Raw genomic sequence first — 19,207 nt, forward strand, 5'->3', positions numbered from 1 at the left:
CTCAAACGACGAGGGGCGTCGCCGGTCCTCGCTCTACCGGCGACGCCCCCGAACCGGCCTGTGACGGCCAGTCATTCCGTAGCCTTCAGCCCGCTGCCTGGTAGATGCCGAGAACGTCGCCTTCGCTCATCTCGACCGGGTTGTTGTCCATCAGCCGGCGGATCGCATGGGCCTCGGCGGCGAATCCCGGCAGGTCATCGACTGTGGCGCCATGGGCGCTGAGCGCCATCTCGATCCCGAGATCGCGGCAGAACCCGTGGGCGGCGGACAGAAGCGCTGCCTGCGACAGGTTCGATCCAAGCCCCAGCGCCTCGGCCACTTCGGCGGTCTTCTCCGCGACCACAGGCTGGTTGAAGGCCAGCACATGCGGGAAGATGATGGCATTGGCGAGCCCGTGCGGCAGCTTGAGCCGCGTTCCGAGCGGATAGGCCAGCGCATGGCCGGCCGCCGTGTTGACTGGCCCCAAGCAGATGCCGCCATAGTAGGAGGCGAGCATCAGCCCCTCGCGCGCCTCGCGGTCCGCCCCGTCCCGCACCGCGCGCGCGAGATAACGGCCGACGAGGCGGATGCCCATGCGGGCGAAGCCGTCGATCATCGGATGGGCACGGCGGTTGGTGAAGGCCTCGACGCAATGCGCCATGGCATCGACCCCAGTCGCCGCGGTGACGGCCGGCGGCACGCTATAGGTCAGTTCCGGATCGAGAACGGCGAGATCGGCGATCAGATGCGGGCTTTCGACCGCCACCTTCGCGCCCTTCTCGGCGTCCGTAATCAGCGCGCGGATGCCGGCCTCCGAGCCAGTGCCGGCCGTGGTCGCCACCTGGGCAAGCCGCGTGCGCCGGCCGGCCACCCTGTTGGGGCCGGCCACGGCCGAGAGCGTCTCGCCGCTGTCCCAAAGGGCGGCAACCAGCTTGGCGACGTCGAGCACCGAGCCACCGCCAAGGCCGACGATCAGATCCGGCTCCGCCGCACCGGCCGCTGCCAGGGCGGCCTCCAGCGTGGCCACGTCCGGTTCGCCGGGAATGGCGTCGAAGACCGTGATCCGGCCCTTGAGCTGCAGCCGCTCCGCGAAGCCGGCGGTGATCGGGGTGGCGATGACGAGGATGGAGGTCGCGTCCTCAGCCCAGGATCCGACCTCGCGCACCGTGCCGGCGCCGACGATCAGGCGGCGGGGCTGGTGAAGCGTGATCGGGGCGAGCGTCTGGGGCAGGGTGGGGTGGAGCGCGATCGTCATGCGGCTTCTCCCGTCTTGGCCTTGCCAACGACGAGCTTGCGGGCATAGGCGATCGCCTCCAGCATGTTGCCATGATTGGCGATGCCCTTGCCGGCGATGTCGAAGGCGGTGCCATGATCGACCGAGGTGCGATCGATCGGCAGATCGACGCTGACGTTGACGGCGGTGTCGAAGGCGACGAGCTTGATCGGGATATGGCCTTGGTCGTGATATTGCGCGACGATCAGGTCGAAGGCGCCGGTATAGGCGCGGTGGAACACCGTATCGGCCGAGATCGGGCCGTGGACGTCGATGCCTTCGGCGCGGGCGGCCGCGACGGCGGGGGCGATCTGGTCGTCATCCTCGGTGCCGAACAGGCCGTTCTCACCGCAATGGGGGTTGATTCCCGCCACTGCAATACGGGGGGTGGCGTAGCCGATGCGCTTCAAATGCGCGTCGCCGGCCCGGATGGTGGCCAGCACCCGCTCGGTCGTCGCCCGCTGGATCGCCTCCTTCAGCGAGACATGGGTGGAGACGTGGATGACCTTCAGCCGCTCGGAGGCGAGCAGCATATAGGCGGCCTTGGAGCCGGTCAGGCTGCGCAGCATGCCGGTATGGCCGTCATAATGATGGCCTGCGAGGTTGAGCGCCTCCTTGTTGATCGGTGCGGTGACGATGCAGCCGATCGTGCCGGCTTCGGCATCGCGCACCGCCTTCTCGATGAAGCGGAAGGCGGCATCGCCGGCCACCGGGCTTAGCTGGCCCCAGGGCAGCGGAGCGCCCTCGATCGGCAGGTCGACGACGGAGCCGGTCAGGTCGATCTGAAGGCCGAGCGCATCGCGTGCCGCTTCGAGCGTCGCCAGATTGCCGTAGATGCGGGTGTTCTCCCGCTCGGCGGGCGCCATGTCGAGAAGCGCGCGAACGGAGATTTCCGGGCCGACGCCGCAAGGGTCGCCCATGGTGATGCCAATGATGCTGCTCATAAGGTGCTCCGTGCCGCCGCCTTGTCCCAGCCGGGCGCCAGGCGGACATGTTTGATCGCGCGTCGATGATAGGTGTAGGCGAGCTGCAGCGTGCCGTCCGGCGCCTCCAGCAGCCAGGGGTAGGACATTTCGAGGTTCCGCCCGTCGGTGGAGTCGTTGGAAAGGCACGTGCCGGGCCCGTCCTCCACGATCAGGCGCGAGGGGAAGCTGCGGCCGCCATCCTCCGACAGGCAGAGCGAGACCGGCGCGCGCGGCACGCCCCAGATCGGCACGCAGCCGCCGGCCGGGTCAGCATCCGGCCGCTCGTCGGCCTCGCCGAGCTCGTCATAGAGCGAGGCCCGGCGCGCGCTGGACATCTCGGCGTTGACCGGGTTGCAGATCATGGCCAGGCGGCCATCCTTCAAGCGGATCACGGCGATGGAGGAATTGTTGTTGGGCACGTCGGTCGCTTCCGGAACCGACCATGTGCGCCCGCCATCGCGGCTTTCTGTGCGGTAGACGAAATCGGCCTGGCGGCGGCGGAAGAAGGCGGCGAGATGCGCGCCGCCGAGCGAGACCGGGCTCATATGCACGCAGCCGATCGAGCTCTCGAGTGCGTCGAGCTGCCAGCTCTCGCCCTGATCGGTGGAAAGGGCGACGGCGGCGGTGTCGTGGCTGCCGTTCCATTTCTGGCCCGGCCGCTGGACGCAGCGGAAGATCGGCAGAAGCCAGGCGCCATCCTCGCGGATGACCGGAGCGGCGCGCACGAAGCAGCCGCGCGGCAGGTCGAGATATCTCCCGCCGGGCGCGCGCAGTGCTGTCGGATCGGCCTCCTCGCAGAGAACCTCCACCATGCGGATCCGGCACTCGTCCTGGTTTCCGGAAGGTTGCGAGGTGTGGAACAGGATCAGTCGTCCGTCCGGTGCGTTGAAGAGCACCGGGTTCTGCTCGGAATGGGCGGCATCGTCGCTCAGGCGCTGGGGCGGCCCCCATTGAGATGCGCCGGGCAGAAGCACGGAAGCGAAGATCGAAATATCGGACTTGCCTTCCAGCGTACCGCCGAACCAGGCGCAGAGGAGCGCGCCGTCGGCACGCTGTGTCAGGAAGGCCGCGTGGTTCTGGATCATCGGCGAAGGGAGCAGCGCTTCCGCGCGCTTCGGCGTAGTTTGACTGAGAGCGCCGGTCATGGCGCGAGCGATTTCATCAGGGGTCATCGGGATCTCCTCGCACTCAAAAGCCACGCGTTTCGAGGAGTTGTCAAGTTTTATGATGTTGGCGTTCCGGGTGTTAACCCGTTATGAGTTCGGAAAATATAGGTAGAACAATAGGTTGAGTTTAGGATTTTTCGTGCTGCACCTTTACAGGATAAAAACAATTGACAAACTTGTACGGACGAACGATGGTAAGTCGATACTGGCAAGAGGAAGCCGGGGCCGGCGGAATCAGGCGCGATGCCGAACAGGGGCAGCCTCTGTGTTTCGCCAAGGCCGACGCAAGGATCGATAGGGAGGAAATATCGTGAAAAGATCACTCGTTCTGGGGGCTCTGCTCCTCAGTACCGCCATCAACCCGGTCGCCATGACCCCGGCCTATGCCGCGTCCGGCCCGATCAAGATCGTGCTTGCCGAAGAGGCCGACCTGCTCGAGCCCTGCATGGCGACGCGCTCCAATATCGGCCGCATCATCATGGAGAATGTCAGCGAAACGCTGACCGAGCTCGATGTGCGCGGCGACAAGGGCGTTACCCCCCGCCTTGCCGAGAAGTGGGAGCAGAATGCCGATGGCTCCTGGCGCTTCCACCTGCGCCAGAACGTCACGTTTTCCGACGGTACCGGTTTCGACGCCAAGGATGTCAAGCACAGCTTCGACCGGATCCTGAGCGACAAGAATGCCTGCGAATCCCGCCGCTATTTCGGTGGCATCAAGATCGAGGCCAAGATCGTCGACGACCATACGATCGACTTCAATGCCGATCCGGTTCAGCCGATCCTGCCGCTCCTGATGTCGCTCGTCACCATCGTGCCGGAAGAAACGCCGCTCGAATTCATCCGCGAGCCGGTCGGTACCGGTCCCTACAAGCTCAGCAACTGGACGCCCGGCCAGCAGATCGTGCTGACCGCACGTGACGATTACTGGGGCGCCAAGCCGGATGTGACCGAGGCCACCTATCTCTTCCGCGCCGATCCCTCCGTCCGCGCTGCGATGGTCCAGGCCGGCGAAGCCGATATCGCCCCATCGATCTCGCAGACCGAAGCCACCAACCCGGCGACCGACCTGTCCTATCTCGACAGTGAAACCGTCTATCTGCGCATCGACCACAATATCCCGCCGCTGACCGACGTCCGGGTTCGCCGCGCGCTGAACATGGCGATCGACCGCCAGGCCTTCCTCGGCACGCTGGTGCCGGAAAGCGCCGTGCCGGCCACTGCCATCGTGCCGCCGACGACGCTCGGCTGGAACCCGGATGTCAAGCAGTTCCCTTACGATCCGGAAGGCGCCAAGAAGCTGCTCGAAGAGGCGAAGGCGGCCGGCGTTCCGGTCGAAACGCCGATCACCATCATCGCCCGTTCGGCCAATTTCCCGAACGTCACCGAGATCATGGAAGCGATCCAGGGCCAGCTGCAGGATGTCGGCTTCAAGATCGACCTGAAGTTCGTCGAAGTGGCGGAGCATGAGGGCTATTATTCCAAGCCCTTCAAGGAAGGCCGCGGCCCGATCCTCGTCGCCGCCTCGCACGACAACTCCAAGGGCGACCCGTCCTTCTCGATGTTCTTCAAATATGCATCGGAAGGCACGCAGTCCGGCTTCTCCGACCCCAAGGTGGACGATCTGATCAAGCGGGCCTCGGCGGCTGTCGGCGACGAGCGTGCCAAGCTCTGGTCTGAGCTGATTGCCTATCTGCATGACGATGTGGTGGCCGACGTCCTGCTCTTCCACATGGTCGGCTTCGCCCGTGTCTCGGAGCGGCTGGAGTTCACGCCGACGATCGCGACCAACTCGACGCTGCAGCTGTCGGACATCAAGATCAAGTAAGACCCAGCAGACGGGCGCCTGCCGCGCCCGTCTGCATCCCGGTTCGGCGACATGACTGCGCCGTTGCCCTCATCGAGGATGCCATGTCCAGCTTCATTCGAAAGCGCGCCGTCGCCAGTCTGATTTCTCTCGTCGGGCTTATCGTGCTCGTCTTCTTCCTCTCGCGCCTGACCGGCGATCCGGCAGCACTCTTCCTGCCGGTCGAAGCCTCGGCCGAGCTCAAGCAACAGTTCCGCGAGCTGCACGGTCTCAATGATCCGCTGCTCCTGCAGTTCGCCCGCTATGTCGGCGATGTCATGACCGGCGACTTCGGCGAATCGCTGCGCAAGGCGCGTCCCGCGCTCGATGTCGTGCTCGAAGCCTTCGTCTGGACGCTCTGGCTCGCCGTCATCACCATGACCCTCGTCACCGGCGCCGCGATCCTGGTCGGCTCGCTCGCCGCCTTCCGCGCCGGCGGCTTCTTCGATCGCCTGTCTTCGGTCGTCTCGCTCATCGGTGCCTCGGTGCCGGATTTCTGGCTGGCGATCGTCGCCATCGTCGTCTTCTCGATCAATCTCGCCTGGCTGCCCACCTCCGGCACCGGCTCGATCTGGCATTGGATCCTGCCGATCAGCGTGCTCTTCGTCCGCCCCTTCGGCATCATCGTCCAGATCGTGCGCGGCGCGATGATCGGCGCGCTGTCTTCGGCCTATGTGAAGACCGCCCGCGCCAAGGGCGTCAAATCCGGGCCGATCATCTTCGTCCATGCGCTGCGCAACGCCATGCTGCCGATCATCACCGTCATCGGCGACCAGGCGGCAAGCCTGCTCAACGGCGCGGTGGTGGTGGAAACCATCTTCGGCTTTCCGGGCGTCGGCAAGCTGATGATCGACAGCATCCTGCAGCGCGACTTCAACGTGGTGCTTGCGGCGATCCTGGTCACCGCGCTCGCCATCTTCCTCATGAACCTGCTGATCGACCTTGCTTATGCCTTGCTCGATCCGCGCATCCGTCACTGAGGGCCGCCATGACGATCCACACGATCGAAACTGTTCCTGCGGCCGAACCATCGGCTCCCGTCCGCTTCGTCCGCATGCTCTGGGCCGACAAGTTCGCGCTCTGCGCGGCGCTGTTCCTTCTCCTCATCCTCGTGCTTGCCATCATCGGCCCGCACTGGATGGGCGATCTCGCCACCAAGCAGAACCTGCGCGGGCGCAACGCCGCCCCCTTCGACTGGTCGCGCGGCATCGTCTGGTGGATGGGGGCGGATGCTCTCGGCCGGCCGCTGCTCGCCCGCATCGTCGTCGCCACGCAGAACACGATGATGGTGGCGGCAGGCGCCGTCGCGCTCTCGGCGATCACCGGCACGCTGTTGGGTCTGATCGCCGGCTTCTCCTCGCCGCGCGTCAATCAGGTCATCATGCGTCTTGCCGACGTCATCATGTCCTTCCCCTCGCTGCTGATCGCGGTTCTCGTTCTCTACATGCTCGGTGCTTCGATCCTGAACCTGATGGTCGTGCTGGCGATCACGCGTATTCCCGTCTACCTGCGCACCACGCGCGCCGAAGTGCTGGAGATCCGCGAGCGCATGTTCGTGCAGGCGGCGCGCGTCATGGGTGCCTCCTCCAAACGCATTCTCTTCCGCCACATCCTGCCGGTCGTCATCCCGACGCTGACCACGCTGGCGACGCTCGATTTCGCCTATGTCATGCTGGCCGAAAGCGCGCTCTCCTTCCTCGGCATCGGCATTCAGCCGCCGGAGATCACCTGGGGGCTGATGATTGCCCAGGGGCGGCAATACCTGCAGAACGCCTGGTGGCTGTCCTTCTGGCCGGGTCTCGCCATCATCCTGACCACCATGTCGCTCAACCTCCTGTCCAACTGGATGCGCATCGCGCTCGATCCGGTGCAGCGCTGGCGTCTGGAAATGAGGGGCCGCAAACATGGCTGACCATCTTCTCGAAGTCCGCAATCTCTCCGTCGAGTTTCACACCGCCGCCGGCGTGGTGCATGCGGTGCGCGACATCTCCTACCATCTCGACCGCGGCGAAACGCTGGCGATCCTCGGCGAGAGCGGGTCCGGCAAGTCGGTCTCCTCCTCGGCGATCATGAACCTGATCGACATGCCGCCGGGACGCATTTCGGCTGGGCAGATCCTGCTCGATGGCGTTGACCTGCTGACCATGCCGGCGGAGAAGCGCCGTGCGGTTAATGGCCGGCGCATCGCGATGATCTTCCAGGATCCGCTCAGCCATCTGAACCCGGTCTATACGGTCGGCTGGCAGATCCGCGAGGCACTGACGACTCACGGCACCGACGCGGCCAAGGCGAAAGCCGAGGCGCTGCGGCTGGTCACCCGCGTCGGCATTCCCGAGCCCGAGCGCGCGCTGGAGAAATATCCGCACGAGTTTTCCGGCGGCCAGCGCCAGCGCGTCATGATCGCCATGGCGCTGGCGCTTCGCCCCGACCTGCTGATCGCCGACGAGCCGACCACCGCGCTCGATGTCACCGTCCAGGCCGAGGTTCTGGCGCTGCTCGAAGAGCTGCAGCAGGAAACCGGCATGGCCGTGCTGATCATCACCCACGATCTCGGCGTCGTCGCCGAAATCGCCGATCGGGTCGTGGTCATGGAAAAGGGGCGTCTGGTGGAAACCGGTTCGGTGCGCGAGGTCTATCGCAACCCGCAGCACCCCTATACGCGCAAGCTGATCGCCGCCGCACCCGGCAAGGGCGAGATGCACAGCCCCCTGCCGCCGGCAGAGCCGGTGCTTTCGGTGCGCGAAGCACGCAAGCATTACGGCGCCTTCGAGGCCTTGAAGGGAGTCTCCTTCGACCTGATGCCGGGCGAAACGCTGGCAGTGGTCGGCGAAAGCGGCTCGGGCAAATCGACGCTCGCCCGGATCCTGTTGCGGCTCGATGAGCCTTCGGGCGGCACCGCTCTCTGGAAGGGCCGGGACCTGTTCGCCATGGCGCCGGCCGAGCTCTACCGGCTGCGGCGCGACCTGCAGATGGTGTTCCAGGATCCCACCCAGTCGCTCAATCCGCGCATGACCGTCTACCAGCTGATCTCGGAAGCCTGGGTCATCCACCCGGATATTTTGCCGAAGGCGAAGTGGCGGGCGCGCGTGGCCGAGCTTCTCGTCCAGGTCGGGCTCGGTCCGGAGCATATGGGCCGCTATCCACACCAGTTCTCCGGCGGCCAGCGCCAGCGCATCGCCATTGCCCGGGCGCTTGCGCTCGAGCCGCAGCTGATCATCTGCGACGAGGCGGTCTCGGCGCTCGATGTCTCGGTCCAGGCGCAGGTGATCGCGCTGCTCGACCGGCTGCGCAAGGATATGGGCATCGCCTTCATCTTCATTGCCCACGATCTGCCGGTGGTGCGCGATTTCGCCGATCACGTCATGGTCATGCAGAACGGCAGGGTGGTGGAACTCGGCACGGTGCGCGAGGTCTTCGACGCACCGCGTGAGCCCTATACCCAGGCGCTTCTTGCCGCCGGGCTCAACCCCGATCCGGATGTCCAGGCCGCGCACCGCGCCGCCCGGCGCGCCTGAGCCCAATCGGGCCGGGCGCATCAGCAACAGGAGTTTTCATGTCCAAGAAGGCCTTCGTGGCGCTCGTCACCTGCTTCAACGAGGACGAGACGATCAATTTCGCCGCGACGCGCGCCCAAGTGCGCCGCCAGGTCGAGGCCGGCAACAACATCATGTGCGCCGGCACCAATGGCGATTTCTCGGCGCTCACTCATGATGAAAAGGTGCGGCTGACCGAGGAGGTGGTCGACGAGGTCGGCGGCCGCGTCGATGTCATCGTCAATGCCGGCATGCCCGCCACCTTCGAGACGCTGAAACTCGCGCGGGAATTCGACCGGATCGGCGTCACCGGCATAGCCGTCATCACGCCCTTCTTCATCGCCTGCACGCAGGAGGGCCTCGTTCGCCATTTCTCGACGGTGGCCGATGCCGTCTCGACACCGATCTATCTCTACGACATCCCGGCCCGAACCCAGAACCATATCGAGCCGGCAACCGCCGAGCGTCTTTCCGCCCACGGCAATATTGCGGGGATCAAGGATTCCGGCGGCGCCAAGGAGACGCTGGAGGCCTATCTGGCGATCTCCGCCCGCGTGCCGGGCTTCGAAGTCTATTCCGGCCCGGATCATCTGGTGCTCTGGTCGCTGCAGAACGGAGCTGCCGGCTGCATTTCCGGCCTCGGCAACGCCATGCCGAAGGTTCTCTCGGGAATCCTCGCCGCCTACAATGCCGGCGACATGGCCGAGGCCGAGCGTCAGCAGGAGATCTTCACCCGCTTCCGCACCGATCTCTACGGCCTGGGCTTCCCGCCGGCGCTCGTCAAGCGCGCCCTCTACCTCACCGACCCCTCCGTCGGCGCCAGCCGCCAACCCGCCCTCCTGCCCGATCCCGAACAGGACAGGCAGATCGCGGAGATTTTGGCGCGTTATGAATTGGCGTAGAGGCGAGTGGCTTCCGGTCCGGCAGGGTGAACGCGCGACATCGCAGAGAATTTCCCTTTCCCGTTAGACAAAACTCTCCTATTTTAGTGGTCGATCATTTCAGCGTTGAGCGACGACACTGGAGATAGCCAAAGGGTTTATGGGAGATGGCCTATACGCCACAGCACATCGCCAACTATTTTCTTGAAAGGGCTGAGCGTGAAGGCGTTCGCGTGTCGCCGCTCAAGCTGATCAAGCTCGTTTATATCGCCTATGGATGGAATTTGGCTCTCGTCGGTGACAAGCTTTTCGACGAGCCGATCGAGGCATGGCAGCATGGACCTGTCATTCCCTCGATCTACCATGAGTTCAAGGAGTTCGGCTCGAGCGGGATCAATCGCCGCGCCTATGATCTCGATCTGGAGACGCTTGAGACGTTTGCGCCGCAGATCCGTGAAGATGACGAGGTGACACGCCTCGTTCTCGACCGCGTATGGGCCGCCTACAAGCGCTTCACAGGCTGGCAGCTAAGAGAGAAAACGCATGAGGCAGGCTCTCCCTGGAGCAATGTCTATCGGGAGAACGTTCTCGGCGTCACACTCAATGATGCCGATATCAAATCGCATTTCGTTGACAAGATCGAAGGGTATCTGACCGCGGCCAACGAGATCCATGTCCGAAGGGCTTCTTGATAAACTCAAGGAGACCAGCGCGGCCGATCTCAGCGCAGGTGTTGCGTGGAAGGAGGGCGTGGCCGGCGCGACCTTGGAGCCGATCTATTCCCGACGACGCTTCAAATGCTTCGTCGTCACTGAAAGTGAACTTCAACAGATCGGTCTAGCCAACCTGACGGCGACAGCGACCGGTTCGCTCGGATCCGGTTTTTCGCTTTCTGGCTCGATATATACAAAGATTCGCTCCTTACGCCTGATCTGCCGAAAGAGGCGGCGTACTTTTTCACCTATGCTCGGCCCACATGCTTGTGACTTGCCATTGTCTTCTGGTTGTTGACAGGAGGTCTTATGGTCTGGCGGCATCGTCTGGTGGAGACGTTCAAAAGCGAATCGATCGAATAGGGGTCGATCGATCCTCGTCAGCATCGTTGATCAAGGATCTCGATGACATGTTCGCTGCGCGCCGCTTTCCGAAATTCCTATAAGATTCCTATAACGTCGCTCGTTGCTCCGTCTCGAATCCCTATGCGCTCCAGCTGCATATCAAGGGGCGGAGGCTGATGATGGTCTCCGTTTGCAAGGACAGACCGGTGCCCTGCCTTGAGAGCTGCACCGTCCGCTGTCGCGATCCCTGCTGGAGTCCGGAGTGATGTTCGATCTCGTTCTGCTTGCCGTGGCCATTGGCTTCTTCGGCCTGTGCCTCGCCTATACGCGCGCCTGCGACGGGCTGTGAGGGCGCTGCCATGCTGTTTGACTATCTGCTCAGCGGCGGCGTGACCCTCTTCCTCGCCGTCTATCTCACCTATGCCCTTCTTCGTCCCGAACGCTTCTGACGCGCTGCGTCGGGCTGCTTGAAAGTCCATGTCCCATGACCGTCTTTGGATGGCTTCAGATCCTTCTGTTCTGCGGGCTGCTGCTGCTGCTCGTCAAACCGCTCGGCGCCTATATGACGCGGGTCTTCTCCGGCGAGCGCACGCTGCTTTCGCCCCTTCTTTCGCCCGTCGAGCGCGGCCTCTACGCCGTGGCCGGCACGCATGAGCGGGAGGAGCAGCATTGGACGGCCTATGCCGTCTCGCTGCTCCTCTTCAATCTCATGGGCGTGCTGCTGCTTTATGGCCTGCTTCGCCTGCAGGACATGCTGCCGCTCAATCCGGCCGGGCTTCCCGCAGTCGGCCCGGAGCTTGCCTTCAACACGGCCGTCAGCTTCGTCACCAACACCAATTGGCAGAGCTATGGCGGCGAGGCGACCATGTCCTACCTCTCGCAGATGGCGGGCCTCGCGGTGCAGAATTTCGTCTCCGCCGCCACCGGCATGGCCATCGCCATCGCCCTCATCCGCGCCTTCTCCCGCGCATCCGCCAAGGCGATCGGCAATTTCTGGGTCGATATGACCCGGGCGACCCTTTATATCCTGCTGCCGCTCTGCATCCTGCTGACGCTTGCCTATGTGGCGCTGGGCGTTCCGCAGACCTTCGGCCCCGCGGTCAGCGCCACGACGCTCGAAGGGGCTGAGCAGACGATTGCCGTCGGCCCAGTCGCCTCGCAGCTTGCCATCAAGATGCTCGGCACCAATGGCGGCGGCTTCTTCAACGCCAATTCCGCCCATCCGTTCGAAAACCCGGATGCCATCTCCAACATGCTGCAGATGCTGTCGATCTTCGCGATCGGCGCCGCCTTTACGCATGTCTTCGGCCGCATGGTCGGCAACGAGCGGCAGGGCTGGGCGATTCTTTCGGCCATGGGCGTTCTGTTCCTCGTCGGCGTCGCCGTCGTCTATTGGGCGGAAGCGGCCGGCAACCCGCTGCTGAACGGCCTTGGCCTGACAGGCGGCAATATGGAAGGCAAGGAGGTCCGCTTCGGCATCGCTCTCTCGGCGCTGTTCTCGGTGATCACCACCGCCGCCTCCTGCGGCGCGGTCAATGCCATGCATGGCTCGTTCACGGCGCTGGGCGGCCTGATCCCGCTCATCAACATGCAACTCGGCGAAGTGATTGTCGGCGGTGTGGGCGCCGGGTTCTACGGCATCGTTCTCTTCATCGTCATCGCCATCTTCGTCGCAGGCCTCATGGTCGGCCGTACGCCCGAATATCTGGGAAAGAAGATCGAGGCGAAGGAAATGAAGATGGCCGTGCTGGCCATTCTCTGCCTGCCGCTCGCCATGCTGCTCTTCACCGCGGTGGCGGCCATCCTGCCTTCGGCGGTAGCGTCGATCGGCACCGCCGGCCCGCACGGCTTCTCGGAGATCCTCTACGCCTATACCTCCGCAGCCGCCAACAACGGCTCGGCTTTCGGCGGGCTCTCGGCCAACACGCCCTGGTTCAACATCACGCTTGGCCTCGGCATGCTGATGGGGCGCTTCCTGGTCATCATCCCGGCCCTCGCCATTGCAGGCTCGCTTGTGTCCAAGAAGACGGTTCCCGCCTCGGCCGGCACCTTCCCGACGGATGGTCCGCTCTTCGTCGGCCTGCTCGTCGGCACCATCGTCATCGTCGGCGGCCTGACCTTCCTGCCCTCGCTGGCGCTCGGCCCCGTGGTGGAACATCTGGCGATGCTGGCCGGGCAAACCTTCTAAGGGATGCACACCACCATGCTCCCGCTCTTTCCCCGACGCCCCGGGCGCCGGCTGCAGAGATCATCGGACAGCCCGCCGCCTTGGTGGCGGGCCTCCACCCTGCTGCTCGCCTCGCTGCTCGGCGTCAGCGCCCTCGTGGGCCTCGCAAACATCTTCAATGGCTGACCGCAGACCGGTCGCCACTCACAGGCTGGAACCTCTCATGAGCCAGGCAAAAACCACCAATATCCTCGACCGTCACATTCTTGTGCCGGCGCTGTTCGCCGCCTTTCGCAAGCTCGATCCGCGCACGCTTGCCAAAAACCCCGTCATGTTCGTCGTTGCCACCGTCTCGGTACTGACCACGGTCCTCTTCCTGCGCGATCTCGCAACGGGCGGTGCCGATCTCGGCTTCTCCTTTCAGATCAATCTCTGGCTTTGGTTCACCGTGCTCTTTGCCAATTTCGCCGAAGCGGTGGCGGAAGGCCGCGGCAAGGCGCAGGCGGACTCGTTGCGCAAGGCCCGGACGGAAACGAGCGCCAAGCTCCTGACCGGCGAGGATCGCACGGCCTATCGTCCCGTGCCGGGAACGAGCCTGAAGGTGGGAGATCTCGTCCTGGTCGAGGCCGGCGATATCATCCCTTCCGATGGCGAGGTGATCGAAGGCGTCGCCTCGGTCAACGAAGCGGCGATCACCGGCGAATCCGCCCCCGTGATCCGCGAATCCGGCGGTGACCGCTCGGCCGTCACCGGCGGCACGCAGGTCTTGTCCGACTGGATTCGCGTGCGCATCACTGCCGCTGCCGGCTCCACCTTCATCGACCGCATGATCTCGCTCGTCGAAGGCGCGGAGCGCCAGAAGACGCCGAACGAGATCGCGCTCAACATCCTGCTCGCCGGCATGACGCTGATCTTCGTGCTCGCGACGGCGACCATTCCGAGCTTCGCGGCCTATGCCGGCGGCTCGATCCCGATCATCGTTCTCGTCGCGCTCTTCGTTACGCTGATCCCGACCACCATCGGCGCGCTGCTTTCGGCCATCGGCATTGCCGGCATGGACCGTCTCGTCCGCTTCAACGTGCTGGCCATGTCCGGCCGGGCGGTCGAGGCCGCGGGCGACGTCGATACGCTGCTTCTCGACAAGACCGGGACGATCACGCTCGGCAACCGCCAGGCAACCGCCTTCCGGCCGGTGCGCGGCGTGACCGAGCAGGATCTCGCCGATGCGGCCCAGCTGGCGTCGCTCGCCGATGAAACGCCGGAAGGCCGTTCGATCGTCGTGCTCGCCAAGGAGAAATATGCGCTGCGCGGCCGCGACATGGCCGGGCTCAACGCGGCCTTCGTGCCGTTTACCGCCCAGACCCGCATGAGCGGCGTCGATCTGGAAGGCACCGAGATCCGGAAGGGGGCCGTCGAGGCGGTGCTCACCTATGTGCGCGGTGGCACGCTGCCGCCGGCCGGGAGTGCGGAGACCCAGGCGGAGGCCGCGCGGGAGCTTCAGGCGATCGCCGACGAGATCGCCAAATCCGGCGGCACCCCGCTTGCCGTTGCGCGGGACGGCCGGCTGCTCGGCGTCGTGCAGCTCAAGGATATCGTCAAGGGTGGCATCCGCGAGCGCTTTGCCGAGCTGCGCCGCATGGGGATCCGCACCGTCATGATCACCGGGGACAATCCGATGACGGCAGCGGCCATCGCTGCGGAAGCGGGCGTCGACGACTTCCTCGCCCAGGCAACGCCGGAGAACAAGCTGTCGCTGATCCGCGAGGAACAGGCCAAGGGCAAGCTGGTCGCCATGTGCGGCGACGGCACGAACGATGCCCCGGCGCTTGCCCAGGCCGATGTTGGCGTGGCGATGAACACCGGCACGGTGGCGGCGCGCGAGGCGGGGAACATGGTCGATCTCGACAGCGACCCGACCAAGCTCATCGAGATCGTCGAAATCGGCAAGCAGCTCCTGATGACCCGCGGCGCGCTGACCACCTTCTCGATCGCCAACGACATCGCCAAATATTTCGCGATCATCCCGGCGATGTTCCTGACCTTCTATCCGCAGCTCGGCGTGCTCAACATCATGGGTCTTGCCACGCCGCAAAGTGCCATTCTCTCGGCGATCATCTTCAACGCTCTGATCATCGTCGCGCTGATCCCGCTGTCGCTGAAGGGCGTGACCTATCGCGCGGTCGGCGCCGGCGCCCTGCTCTCGCGCAATCTCATGATCTACGGCCTCGGCGGCATCGTCGTGCCCTTTATCGGCATCAAGGCGATCGACATCGTCATCACCGCGCTCGGCCTCGCTTAAGGAGAATATCCATGCTGAAACAATTGCGTCCCGCCCTTGTCATGATCGTCGCCATGACGGCTTTGACCGGGCTCCTTTATCCCGCCGCCATGACCGGCGTCGCCCAGGCGCTGCTTCCCCATCAGGCGAATGGCAGCCTGATCGAGCGGGACGGCAGGGTGGTCGGTTCCGCCCTGATCGGCCAGGCCTTCGCCAGCGACCGCTATTTCCACGGCCGTCCCTCGGCAGCCGGCGCCGGCTATGACGCCTCCGCCTCGTCGGGCTCCAATCTCGGGCCGACCAGCGCCAAGCTGATCGAACGGGTAAAGACCGATCTTGCCGCCGCCAAGGCAACCGACCCCACCGCGGCGTCGATCCCAGTTGATCTCGTCACTGCCTCGGGAAGCGGGCTCGATCCGCATGTCACGCCGGAGGCCGCCTATCTGCAGGTGCCGCGCATTGCCAAGGCCCGCAATCTCGGCGAGGCCGTGGTCCGCGGGCTGGTCGATGCCCATGTCGAGCCGCGCGAACTCGGCGTGCTCGGCGAACCGGTGGTCAATGTCCTGCGTCTCAACATGGCGCTCGATGCACAAACCTCCTAAAAGCTAGGCGGGACCGCAGGCCCTTGCGGTCCGATCTGGACCAGATGACACGTGCCCATGGCGGATGACCTTCGCGACAGCCTTGCCCGTCCCTCCCCCGAAGCGCTGCTTGCCGCGGCGCGGCGGGAGGAGCGTGGCCGGCTGAAGATCTTCCTCGGCGCAGCACCCGGCGTCGGCAAGACCTATGAGATGCTGATGTCCGGCCGGGCACGGCGCAGCGACGGCGTGGACGTGGTGATCGGCGTGGTGGAGACCCACGGCCGGGCGGAGACGGAAGCCCTGGTCGATGGTTTCGAGATCGTTGCCCGCCGCCAGATCGACTATCGCGGGCAGGTGCTCGGCGAAATGGACCTCGATGCCATCCTTGCCCGGCGTCCCGGTCTCGTTCTGGTCGACGAACTTGCCCACAGCAATGCGATCGGCAGCCGGCATCCCAAGCGCTACATGGATGTCGAGGAGCTGCTTGCCCGCGGCATCGACGTCTATTCGACGCTCAACATCCAGCATGTCGAAAGCCTGAACGATATCGTGGCGCAGATCACCCGCATCCAGGTGCGCGAGACGGTGCCGGATCGGGTAATCGACGAGGCGGACGAGGTCGAGATCATCGACATCACCCCGGCCGATCTCATCCAGCGGCTGAACACCGGCAAGGTCTACCGCGAGGCAACCGCGCGCCGGGCCGTGGAGAACTATTTCTCCCCAGGCAATCTGACGGCGCTGCGCGAGCTGGCGCTCCGGCGCACGGCGCAGCGGGTGGACGAGCAGCTTCTGCACCACATGCAGGCCCATGCGATTTCCGGCCCCTGGGCGGCAGGCGAGCGGGTGCTGGTTTGCCTCGATCATGGCCGGAATGGTGCGGGCCTGGTGCGCTATGCCCGCCGGCAGGCCGACAGGCTGCGGGCGCCATGGACCGTGCTGCATCTCGAGACGCCGCGCTCTTCGGCGGCGTCGGAAGAGGAGAAGGATCGCTTGGCGGCCGCCATGCGGCTGGCCGAGCAGCTGGGCGGCGAAACGGCGGTTCTGCCGGGACTGCACCCGGCCCGCGATATTCTCGCCTATGCGGCGGAAAACAACGTGACCCATATCGTGGTCGGCCGCCCGGGCAAGCCGCGCTGGCGCCAGATGCTGCAGGGCTCGGTGACCACCGATCTCGTCCGCGAAGCGGGCAATGTCGCCGTTCACGTCGTTTCCGGCGAGGGGCGTGAGGCGGAGCCGCCGCAGCGCGGGGTCAAGGTGGCGGCCGCCTCCGAGCCGCGTCGCCTCAGACCCTATGCCGAAACCCTGGCCTGGGTGGCGCTTGCGATCGGCGCCGGCTCGATCCTCGACCGCGCGCTCGATGTGCAGAACCTGGCGCTGGTGTTCCTGATGGCGGTTCTCGTCTCGGCCGTGCGCGGCGGGCTCGGCCCGGCGCTGTTCTCCTCGCTCATCGGCGCGCTCGCCTTCAACTTCTTCTTTCTCGAGCCGCGCTTCACCTTCACGGTGCGCGATCCGGAAAGCGTGGTGGCGCTCGTCTCCTTCCTGAGCGTGGCGCTGATCGCCTCCAATCTCACCGCTGCGGTCCAGCGCCAGGCGGTGGCGGCGCGCCAGCGCGCCCGCACCACCAAGGATCTCTATTCCTTCTCCAAAAAGCTGGCCGGCACGGGCACGCTGGATGACGTGCTCTGGGCCACTGCCTTCCAGATCGCCTCCATGCTGAAGCTGCGCGTCGTCATCCTCCTGCCCGAGGAGGGCACGATCGCCGTCAAGGCGGGCTACCCGCCGGATGATACGCTGGTCGATGCCGATATTGCCGCGGCCAAATGGGCCTGGGAGCACAATCGCCCGGCCGGCCGCGCCGCCGATACGCTGCCGGGTGCCAAGAGGCTCTACCTTCCGCTGCGCACCGCTCGCGGCGCCGTTGGGGTCATCGGCCTCGACAATGACCGCCAGGGCCCGCTCCTCACTCCCGACCAGCAGCGGCTCTTCGATGCGCTGGCCGATCAGGCGGCGCTGGCGATCGAACGGGTGGAGCTGGTCTCCGATGTCGATCGGGCGCGCCTTGCGGCCGAGACCGACCGGTTGCGCACCGCGCTGCTCACCTCGATCTCGCACGATCTCAAGACCCCGCTTGCCGCCATCATGGGTTCGGCCGGAACCCTCATCGACCTGAAGGACGAGATCCCCGAAGAGGCGCGCGGCGACCTGCTGACGACCATCGTCGAGGAATCCGAGCGGCTCTCGCGCTTCATCGCCAACCTGCTCGACATGACCAGGATCGGCGCCGGCGCGATGGAGCCGAATTATGCCCTGCATTACCCGGGCGATCTTGTCGGAACGGCGCTGCAGCGGGCGAAGCAAATCATGCGCGGCCACCGCGTGATCCTCGACATGCCCGACAGCCTGCCGATGGTCCGGCTCGACCCGGTGCTGTTCGAGCAGGTGCTCTTCAATCTTCTCGACAATGCCGCCAAATACGCCCCGCCGCAGACGGCGATCAAGATCCATGGCCGGCGCGAGGGACAGGCCGTGCTGCTCTCGGTGGAAGACGAGGGGCCCGGCATTCCGCCGGACGATCTCGAAAAGATCTTCGACAGCTTCTACAGGGTCCGCAAGGCCGATACGGTGCAGGCGGGCACCGGCCTCGGTCTTGCCATCTGCCGCGGCTTCATCGAGGCCATGGGCGGCACCATCGCCGCCGCCAACAGGGCGGAAGGGCGGGGCGCGGTCTTCACCATCCGCATGCCGCTGCCCGCGGCGCAACCGCTTCTCGGAGACGAGCCATGACGACTTCCGCCGTTCGCATCCTCATCGTCGAGGACGAGCCGCCGATCCGCAAGCTCTTGCGCGTCGGGCTCGCGACCCAGGATTATGCGGTCAGCGAGGCGATGAATGCGAAACTGGCGCAGGAGCTGGTCAAGACCGACAAACCCGACCTGATCATCCTCGATCTCGGCTTGCCCGACATGCCCGGTCACACGCTTCTCGAACGCTGGCGGGCGGAGGGGCTCGACGTGCCGATCGTCATTCTTTCAAGCCGCACCGACGAGGCAGGCATCGTGCGCGCGCTCGAGCTTGGCGCGGACGACTACGTCACCAAGCCCTTCGGCATGAACGAGCTGCTGGCACGTCTGCGCGTTGCCCTGCGCCATCGGCTGCAGGTCCAGGGCACGCGCCCGCTCTTCCAGACCGGCGACCTCTCCGTCGACCTCGTCAAACGGATCGTCAAGGTCGAGGGAAGGGAGGTCAAGCTGTCGCCGAAGGAATACGAGATCCTGCAGATCCTCGTCCAGCATGCCGGCAAGGTGCTGACGCACCGCTATATCCTGGAGCATGTCTGGACCGAGCTCAGCGACGTGCAATACTTGCGCGTCTATGTGCGCCAGCTGCGCCAGAAGATCGAGACATCGCCCGACCGGCCGCGCTATATTTTGACCGAGACGGGCGTCGGCTATCGCCTGGCCGAGGACGTGACGGCTTGAG

The 19,207-nt window shown here is 65.1% G+C and carries 17 protein-coding genes; 14 read left to right on the forward strand and 3 right to left on the reverse strand.

Going from position 1 to position 19,207, the window contains the following annotated elements; all coding sequences use genetic code 11:
- Positions 1-85: 85 nt before the first annotated feature.
- The 3 genes from U8330_RS00135 to U8330_RS00145 are packed head-to-tail and all read right to left on the reverse strand — an operon-like array spanning position 86 to position 3,389.
- A complete protein-coding gene (locus tag U8330_RS00135) occupies positions 86-1,234 on the reverse strand; it encodes an iron-containing alcohol dehydrogenase (protein ID WP_323103030.1) in 1,149 nt (382 codons plus the stop codon).
- Positions 1,231-2,196, reverse strand: a complete 966-nt coding sequence (gene pdxA / locus U8330_RS00140; RefSeq protein ID WP_323103031.1) for a 4-hydroxythreonine-4-phosphate dehydrogenase PdxA — start codon at positions 2,194-2,196, stop codon at positions 1,231-1,233. The genes U8330_RS00135 and pdxA overlap by 4 nt, the downstream gene beginning before the upstream one ends.
- Positions 2,193-3,389, reverse strand: a complete 1,197-nt coding sequence (locus U8330_RS00145; protein ID WP_323103032.1) for a sialidase family protein — start codon at positions 3,387-3,389, stop codon at positions 2,193-2,195. The genes pdxA and U8330_RS00145 overlap by 4 nt, the downstream gene beginning before the upstream one ends.
- 304 nt (positions 3,390-3,693) lie before the next feature.
- Here U8330_RS00145 and U8330_RS00150 point away from each other — a divergent pair, with 304 nt between their 5' ends.
- The 14 genes from U8330_RS00150 (at position 3,694) to U8330_RS00215 (ending at position 19,206) form a co-directional block, all read left to right on the forward strand.
- Entirely contained in the window at positions 3,694-5,208 is a 1,515-nt protein-coding gene (locus tag U8330_RS00150) for an ABC transporter substrate-binding protein (protein WP_323103034.1), read from the forward strand.
- An 83-nt stretch (positions 5,209-5,291) separates the two neighbouring features.
- The gene (locus tag U8330_RS00155; protein ID WP_323103036.1) at positions 5,292-6,206 is read left to right on the forward strand and encodes an ABC transporter permease; all 915 of its coding nucleotides are present in this window, start codon (positions 5,292-5,294) and stop codon (positions 6,204-6,206) included.
- Positions 6,207-6,214: 8 nt separating this feature from the next.
- The gene (locus U8330_RS00160) at positions 6,215-7,138 is read left to right on the forward strand and encodes an ABC transporter permease (RefSeq protein WP_323103037.1); all 924 of its coding nucleotides are present in this window, start codon (positions 6,215-6,217) and stop codon (positions 7,136-7,138) included.
- Positions 7,131-8,741: an ABC transporter ATP-binding protein gene (locus U8330_RS00165; protein WP_323103039.1), complete on the forward strand. Its 1,611-nt coding sequence runs from the start codon at positions 7,131-7,133 to the stop codon at positions 8,739-8,741. Before U8330_RS00160 ends, U8330_RS00165 begins: the two co-directional genes overlap by 8 nt.
- 38 nt (positions 8,742-8,779) lie before the next feature.
- Positions 8,780-9,661, forward strand: coding sequence for a dihydrodipicolinate synthase family protein (locus U8330_RS00170; protein WP_323103041.1), 882 nt, complete (start codon positions 8,780-8,782; stop codon positions 9,659-9,661).
- Positions 9,662-9,807: 146 nt separating this feature from the next.
- The gene (locus U8330_RS00175) at positions 9,808-10,332 is read left to right on the forward strand and encodes a Panacea domain-containing protein (protein ID WP_323103042.1); all 525 of its coding nucleotides are present in this window, start codon (positions 9,808-9,810) and stop codon (positions 10,330-10,332) included.
- Positions 10,313-10,651, forward strand: a complete 339-nt coding sequence (locus U8330_RS00180) for a hypothetical protein (protein ID WP_323103043.1) — start codon at positions 10,313-10,315, stop codon at positions 10,649-10,651. The genes U8330_RS00175 and U8330_RS00180 overlap by 20 nt, the downstream gene beginning before the upstream one ends.
- Positions 10,652-11,057: 406 nt before the next feature.
- On the forward strand, positions 11,058-11,147 hold the full coding sequence (gene kdpF, locus U8330_RS00185) for a K(+)-transporting ATPase subunit F (RefSeq protein WP_323103044.1): 90 nt from the start codon (positions 11,058-11,060) through the stop codon (positions 11,145-11,147).
- A 35-nt stretch (positions 11,148-11,182) separates the two neighbouring features.
- Positions 11,183-12,886, forward strand: a complete 1,704-nt coding sequence (kdpA, locus tag U8330_RS00190; protein WP_323103045.1) for a potassium-transporting ATPase subunit KdpA — start codon at positions 11,183-11,185, stop codon at positions 12,884-12,886.
- 15 nt (positions 12,887-12,901) lie between these two features.
- Positions 12,902-13,051, forward strand: coding sequence for a hypothetical protein (locus U8330_RS00195; RefSeq protein WP_323103046.1), 150 nt, complete (start codon positions 12,902-12,904; stop codon positions 13,049-13,051).
- 37 nt (positions 13,052-13,088) lie between these two features.
- Positions 13,089-15,164: a potassium-transporting ATPase subunit KdpB gene (kdpB, locus tag U8330_RS00200; protein WP_323103047.1), complete on the forward strand. Its 2,076-nt coding sequence runs from the start codon at positions 13,089-13,091 to the stop codon at positions 15,162-15,164.
- An 11-nt stretch (positions 15,165-15,175) separates the two neighbouring features.
- Complete coding sequence (gene kdpC / locus U8330_RS00205; protein ID WP_323103049.1) at positions 15,176-15,745, forward strand: potassium-transporting ATPase subunit KdpC; 570 nt, start codon at positions 15,176-15,178, stop codon at positions 15,743-15,745.
- A 57-nt stretch (positions 15,746-15,802) separates the two neighbouring features.
- The gene (locus U8330_RS00210) at positions 15,803-18,511 is read left to right on the forward strand and encodes a sensor histidine kinase KdpD (RefSeq protein WP_323103051.1); all 2,709 of its coding nucleotides are present in this window, start codon (positions 15,803-15,805) and stop codon (positions 18,509-18,511) included.
- A complete protein-coding gene (locus U8330_RS00215; protein ID WP_323103052.1) occupies positions 18,508-19,206 on the forward strand; it encodes a response regulator transcription factor in 699 nt (232 codons plus the stop codon). Before U8330_RS00210 ends, U8330_RS00215 begins: the two co-directional genes overlap by 4 nt.
- Position 19,207 lies beyond the last annotated feature (1 nt).

This window comes from Rhizobium sp. CC-YZS058 (assembly GCF_034720595.1).
In the GTDB taxonomy this organism is placed as follows: domain Bacteria; phylum Pseudomonadota; class Alphaproteobacteria; order Rhizobiales; family Rhizobiaceae; genus Ferranicluibacter.

What these genes read in the sequence shown, in the direction of transcription:
- U8330_RS00165 (WP_323103039.1), top strand. Translation starts at nt 7,131, where the DNA reads ATGGCTGACCATCTTCTCGAAGTCCGCAATCTCTCCGTCGAGTTTCAC.
- U8330_RS00215 (WP_323103052.1), top strand. Translation starts at nt 18,508, where the DNA reads ATGACGACTTCCGCCGTTCGCATCCTCATCGTCGAGGACGAGCCGCCG.
- kdpA (WP_323103045.1), top strand. Translation starts at nt 11,183, where the DNA reads ATGACCGTCTTTGGATGGCTTCAGATCCTTCTGTTCTGCGGGCTGCTG.
- U8330_RS00180 (WP_323103043.1), top strand. Translation starts at nt 10,313, where the DNA reads ATGTCCGAAGGGCTTCTTGATAAACTCAAGGAGACCAGCGCGGCCGAT.
- U8330_RS00155 (WP_323103036.1), top strand. Translation starts at nt 5,292, where the DNA reads ATGTCCAGCTTCATTCGAAAGCGCGCCGTCGCCAGTCTGATTTCTCTC.
- U8330_RS00170 (WP_323103041.1), top strand. Translation starts at nt 8,780, where the DNA reads ATGTCCAAGAAGGCCTTCGTGGCGCTCGTCACCTGCTTCAACGAGGAC.
- kdpC (WP_323103049.1), top strand. Translation starts at nt 15,176, where the DNA reads ATGCTGAAACAATTGCGTCCCGCCCTTGTCATGATCGTCGCCATGACG.
- U8330_RS00210 (WP_323103051.1), top strand. Translation starts at nt 15,803, where the DNA reads ATGGCGGATGACCTTCGCGACAGCCTTGCCCGTCCCTCCCCCGAAGCG.
- U8330_RS00195 (WP_323103046.1), top strand. Translation starts at nt 12,902, where the DNA reads ATGCTCCCGCTCTTTCCCCGACGCCCCGGGCGCCGGCTGCAGAGATCA.
- U8330_RS00160 (WP_323103037.1), top strand. Translation starts at nt 6,215, where the DNA reads ATGACGATCCACACGATCGAAACTGTTCCTGCGGCCGAACCATCGGCT.
- pdxA (WP_323103031.1), bottom strand. Translation starts at nt 2,196, where the DNA reads ATGAGCAGCATCATTGGCATCACCATGGGCGACCCTTGCGGCGTCGGC.
- kdpF (WP_323103044.1), top strand. Translation starts at nt 11,058, where the DNA reads ATGCTGTTTGACTATCTGCTCAGCGGCGGCGTGACCCTCTTCCTCGCC.
- U8330_RS00175 (WP_323103042.1), top strand. Translation starts at nt 9,808, where the DNA reads ATGGCCTATACGCCACAGCACATCGCCAACTATTTTCTTGAAAGGGCT.
- U8330_RS00135 (WP_323103030.1), bottom strand. Translation starts at nt 1,234, where the DNA reads ATGACGATCGCGCTCCACCCCACCCTGCCCCAGACGCTCGCCCCGATC.
- kdpB (WP_323103047.1), top strand. Translation starts at nt 13,089, where the DNA reads ATGAGCCAGGCAAAAACCACCAATATCCTCGACCGTCACATTCTTGTG.
- U8330_RS00145 (WP_323103032.1), bottom strand. Translation starts at nt 3,389, where the DNA reads ATGACCCCTGATGAAATCGCTCGCGCCATGACCGGCGCTCTCAGTCAA.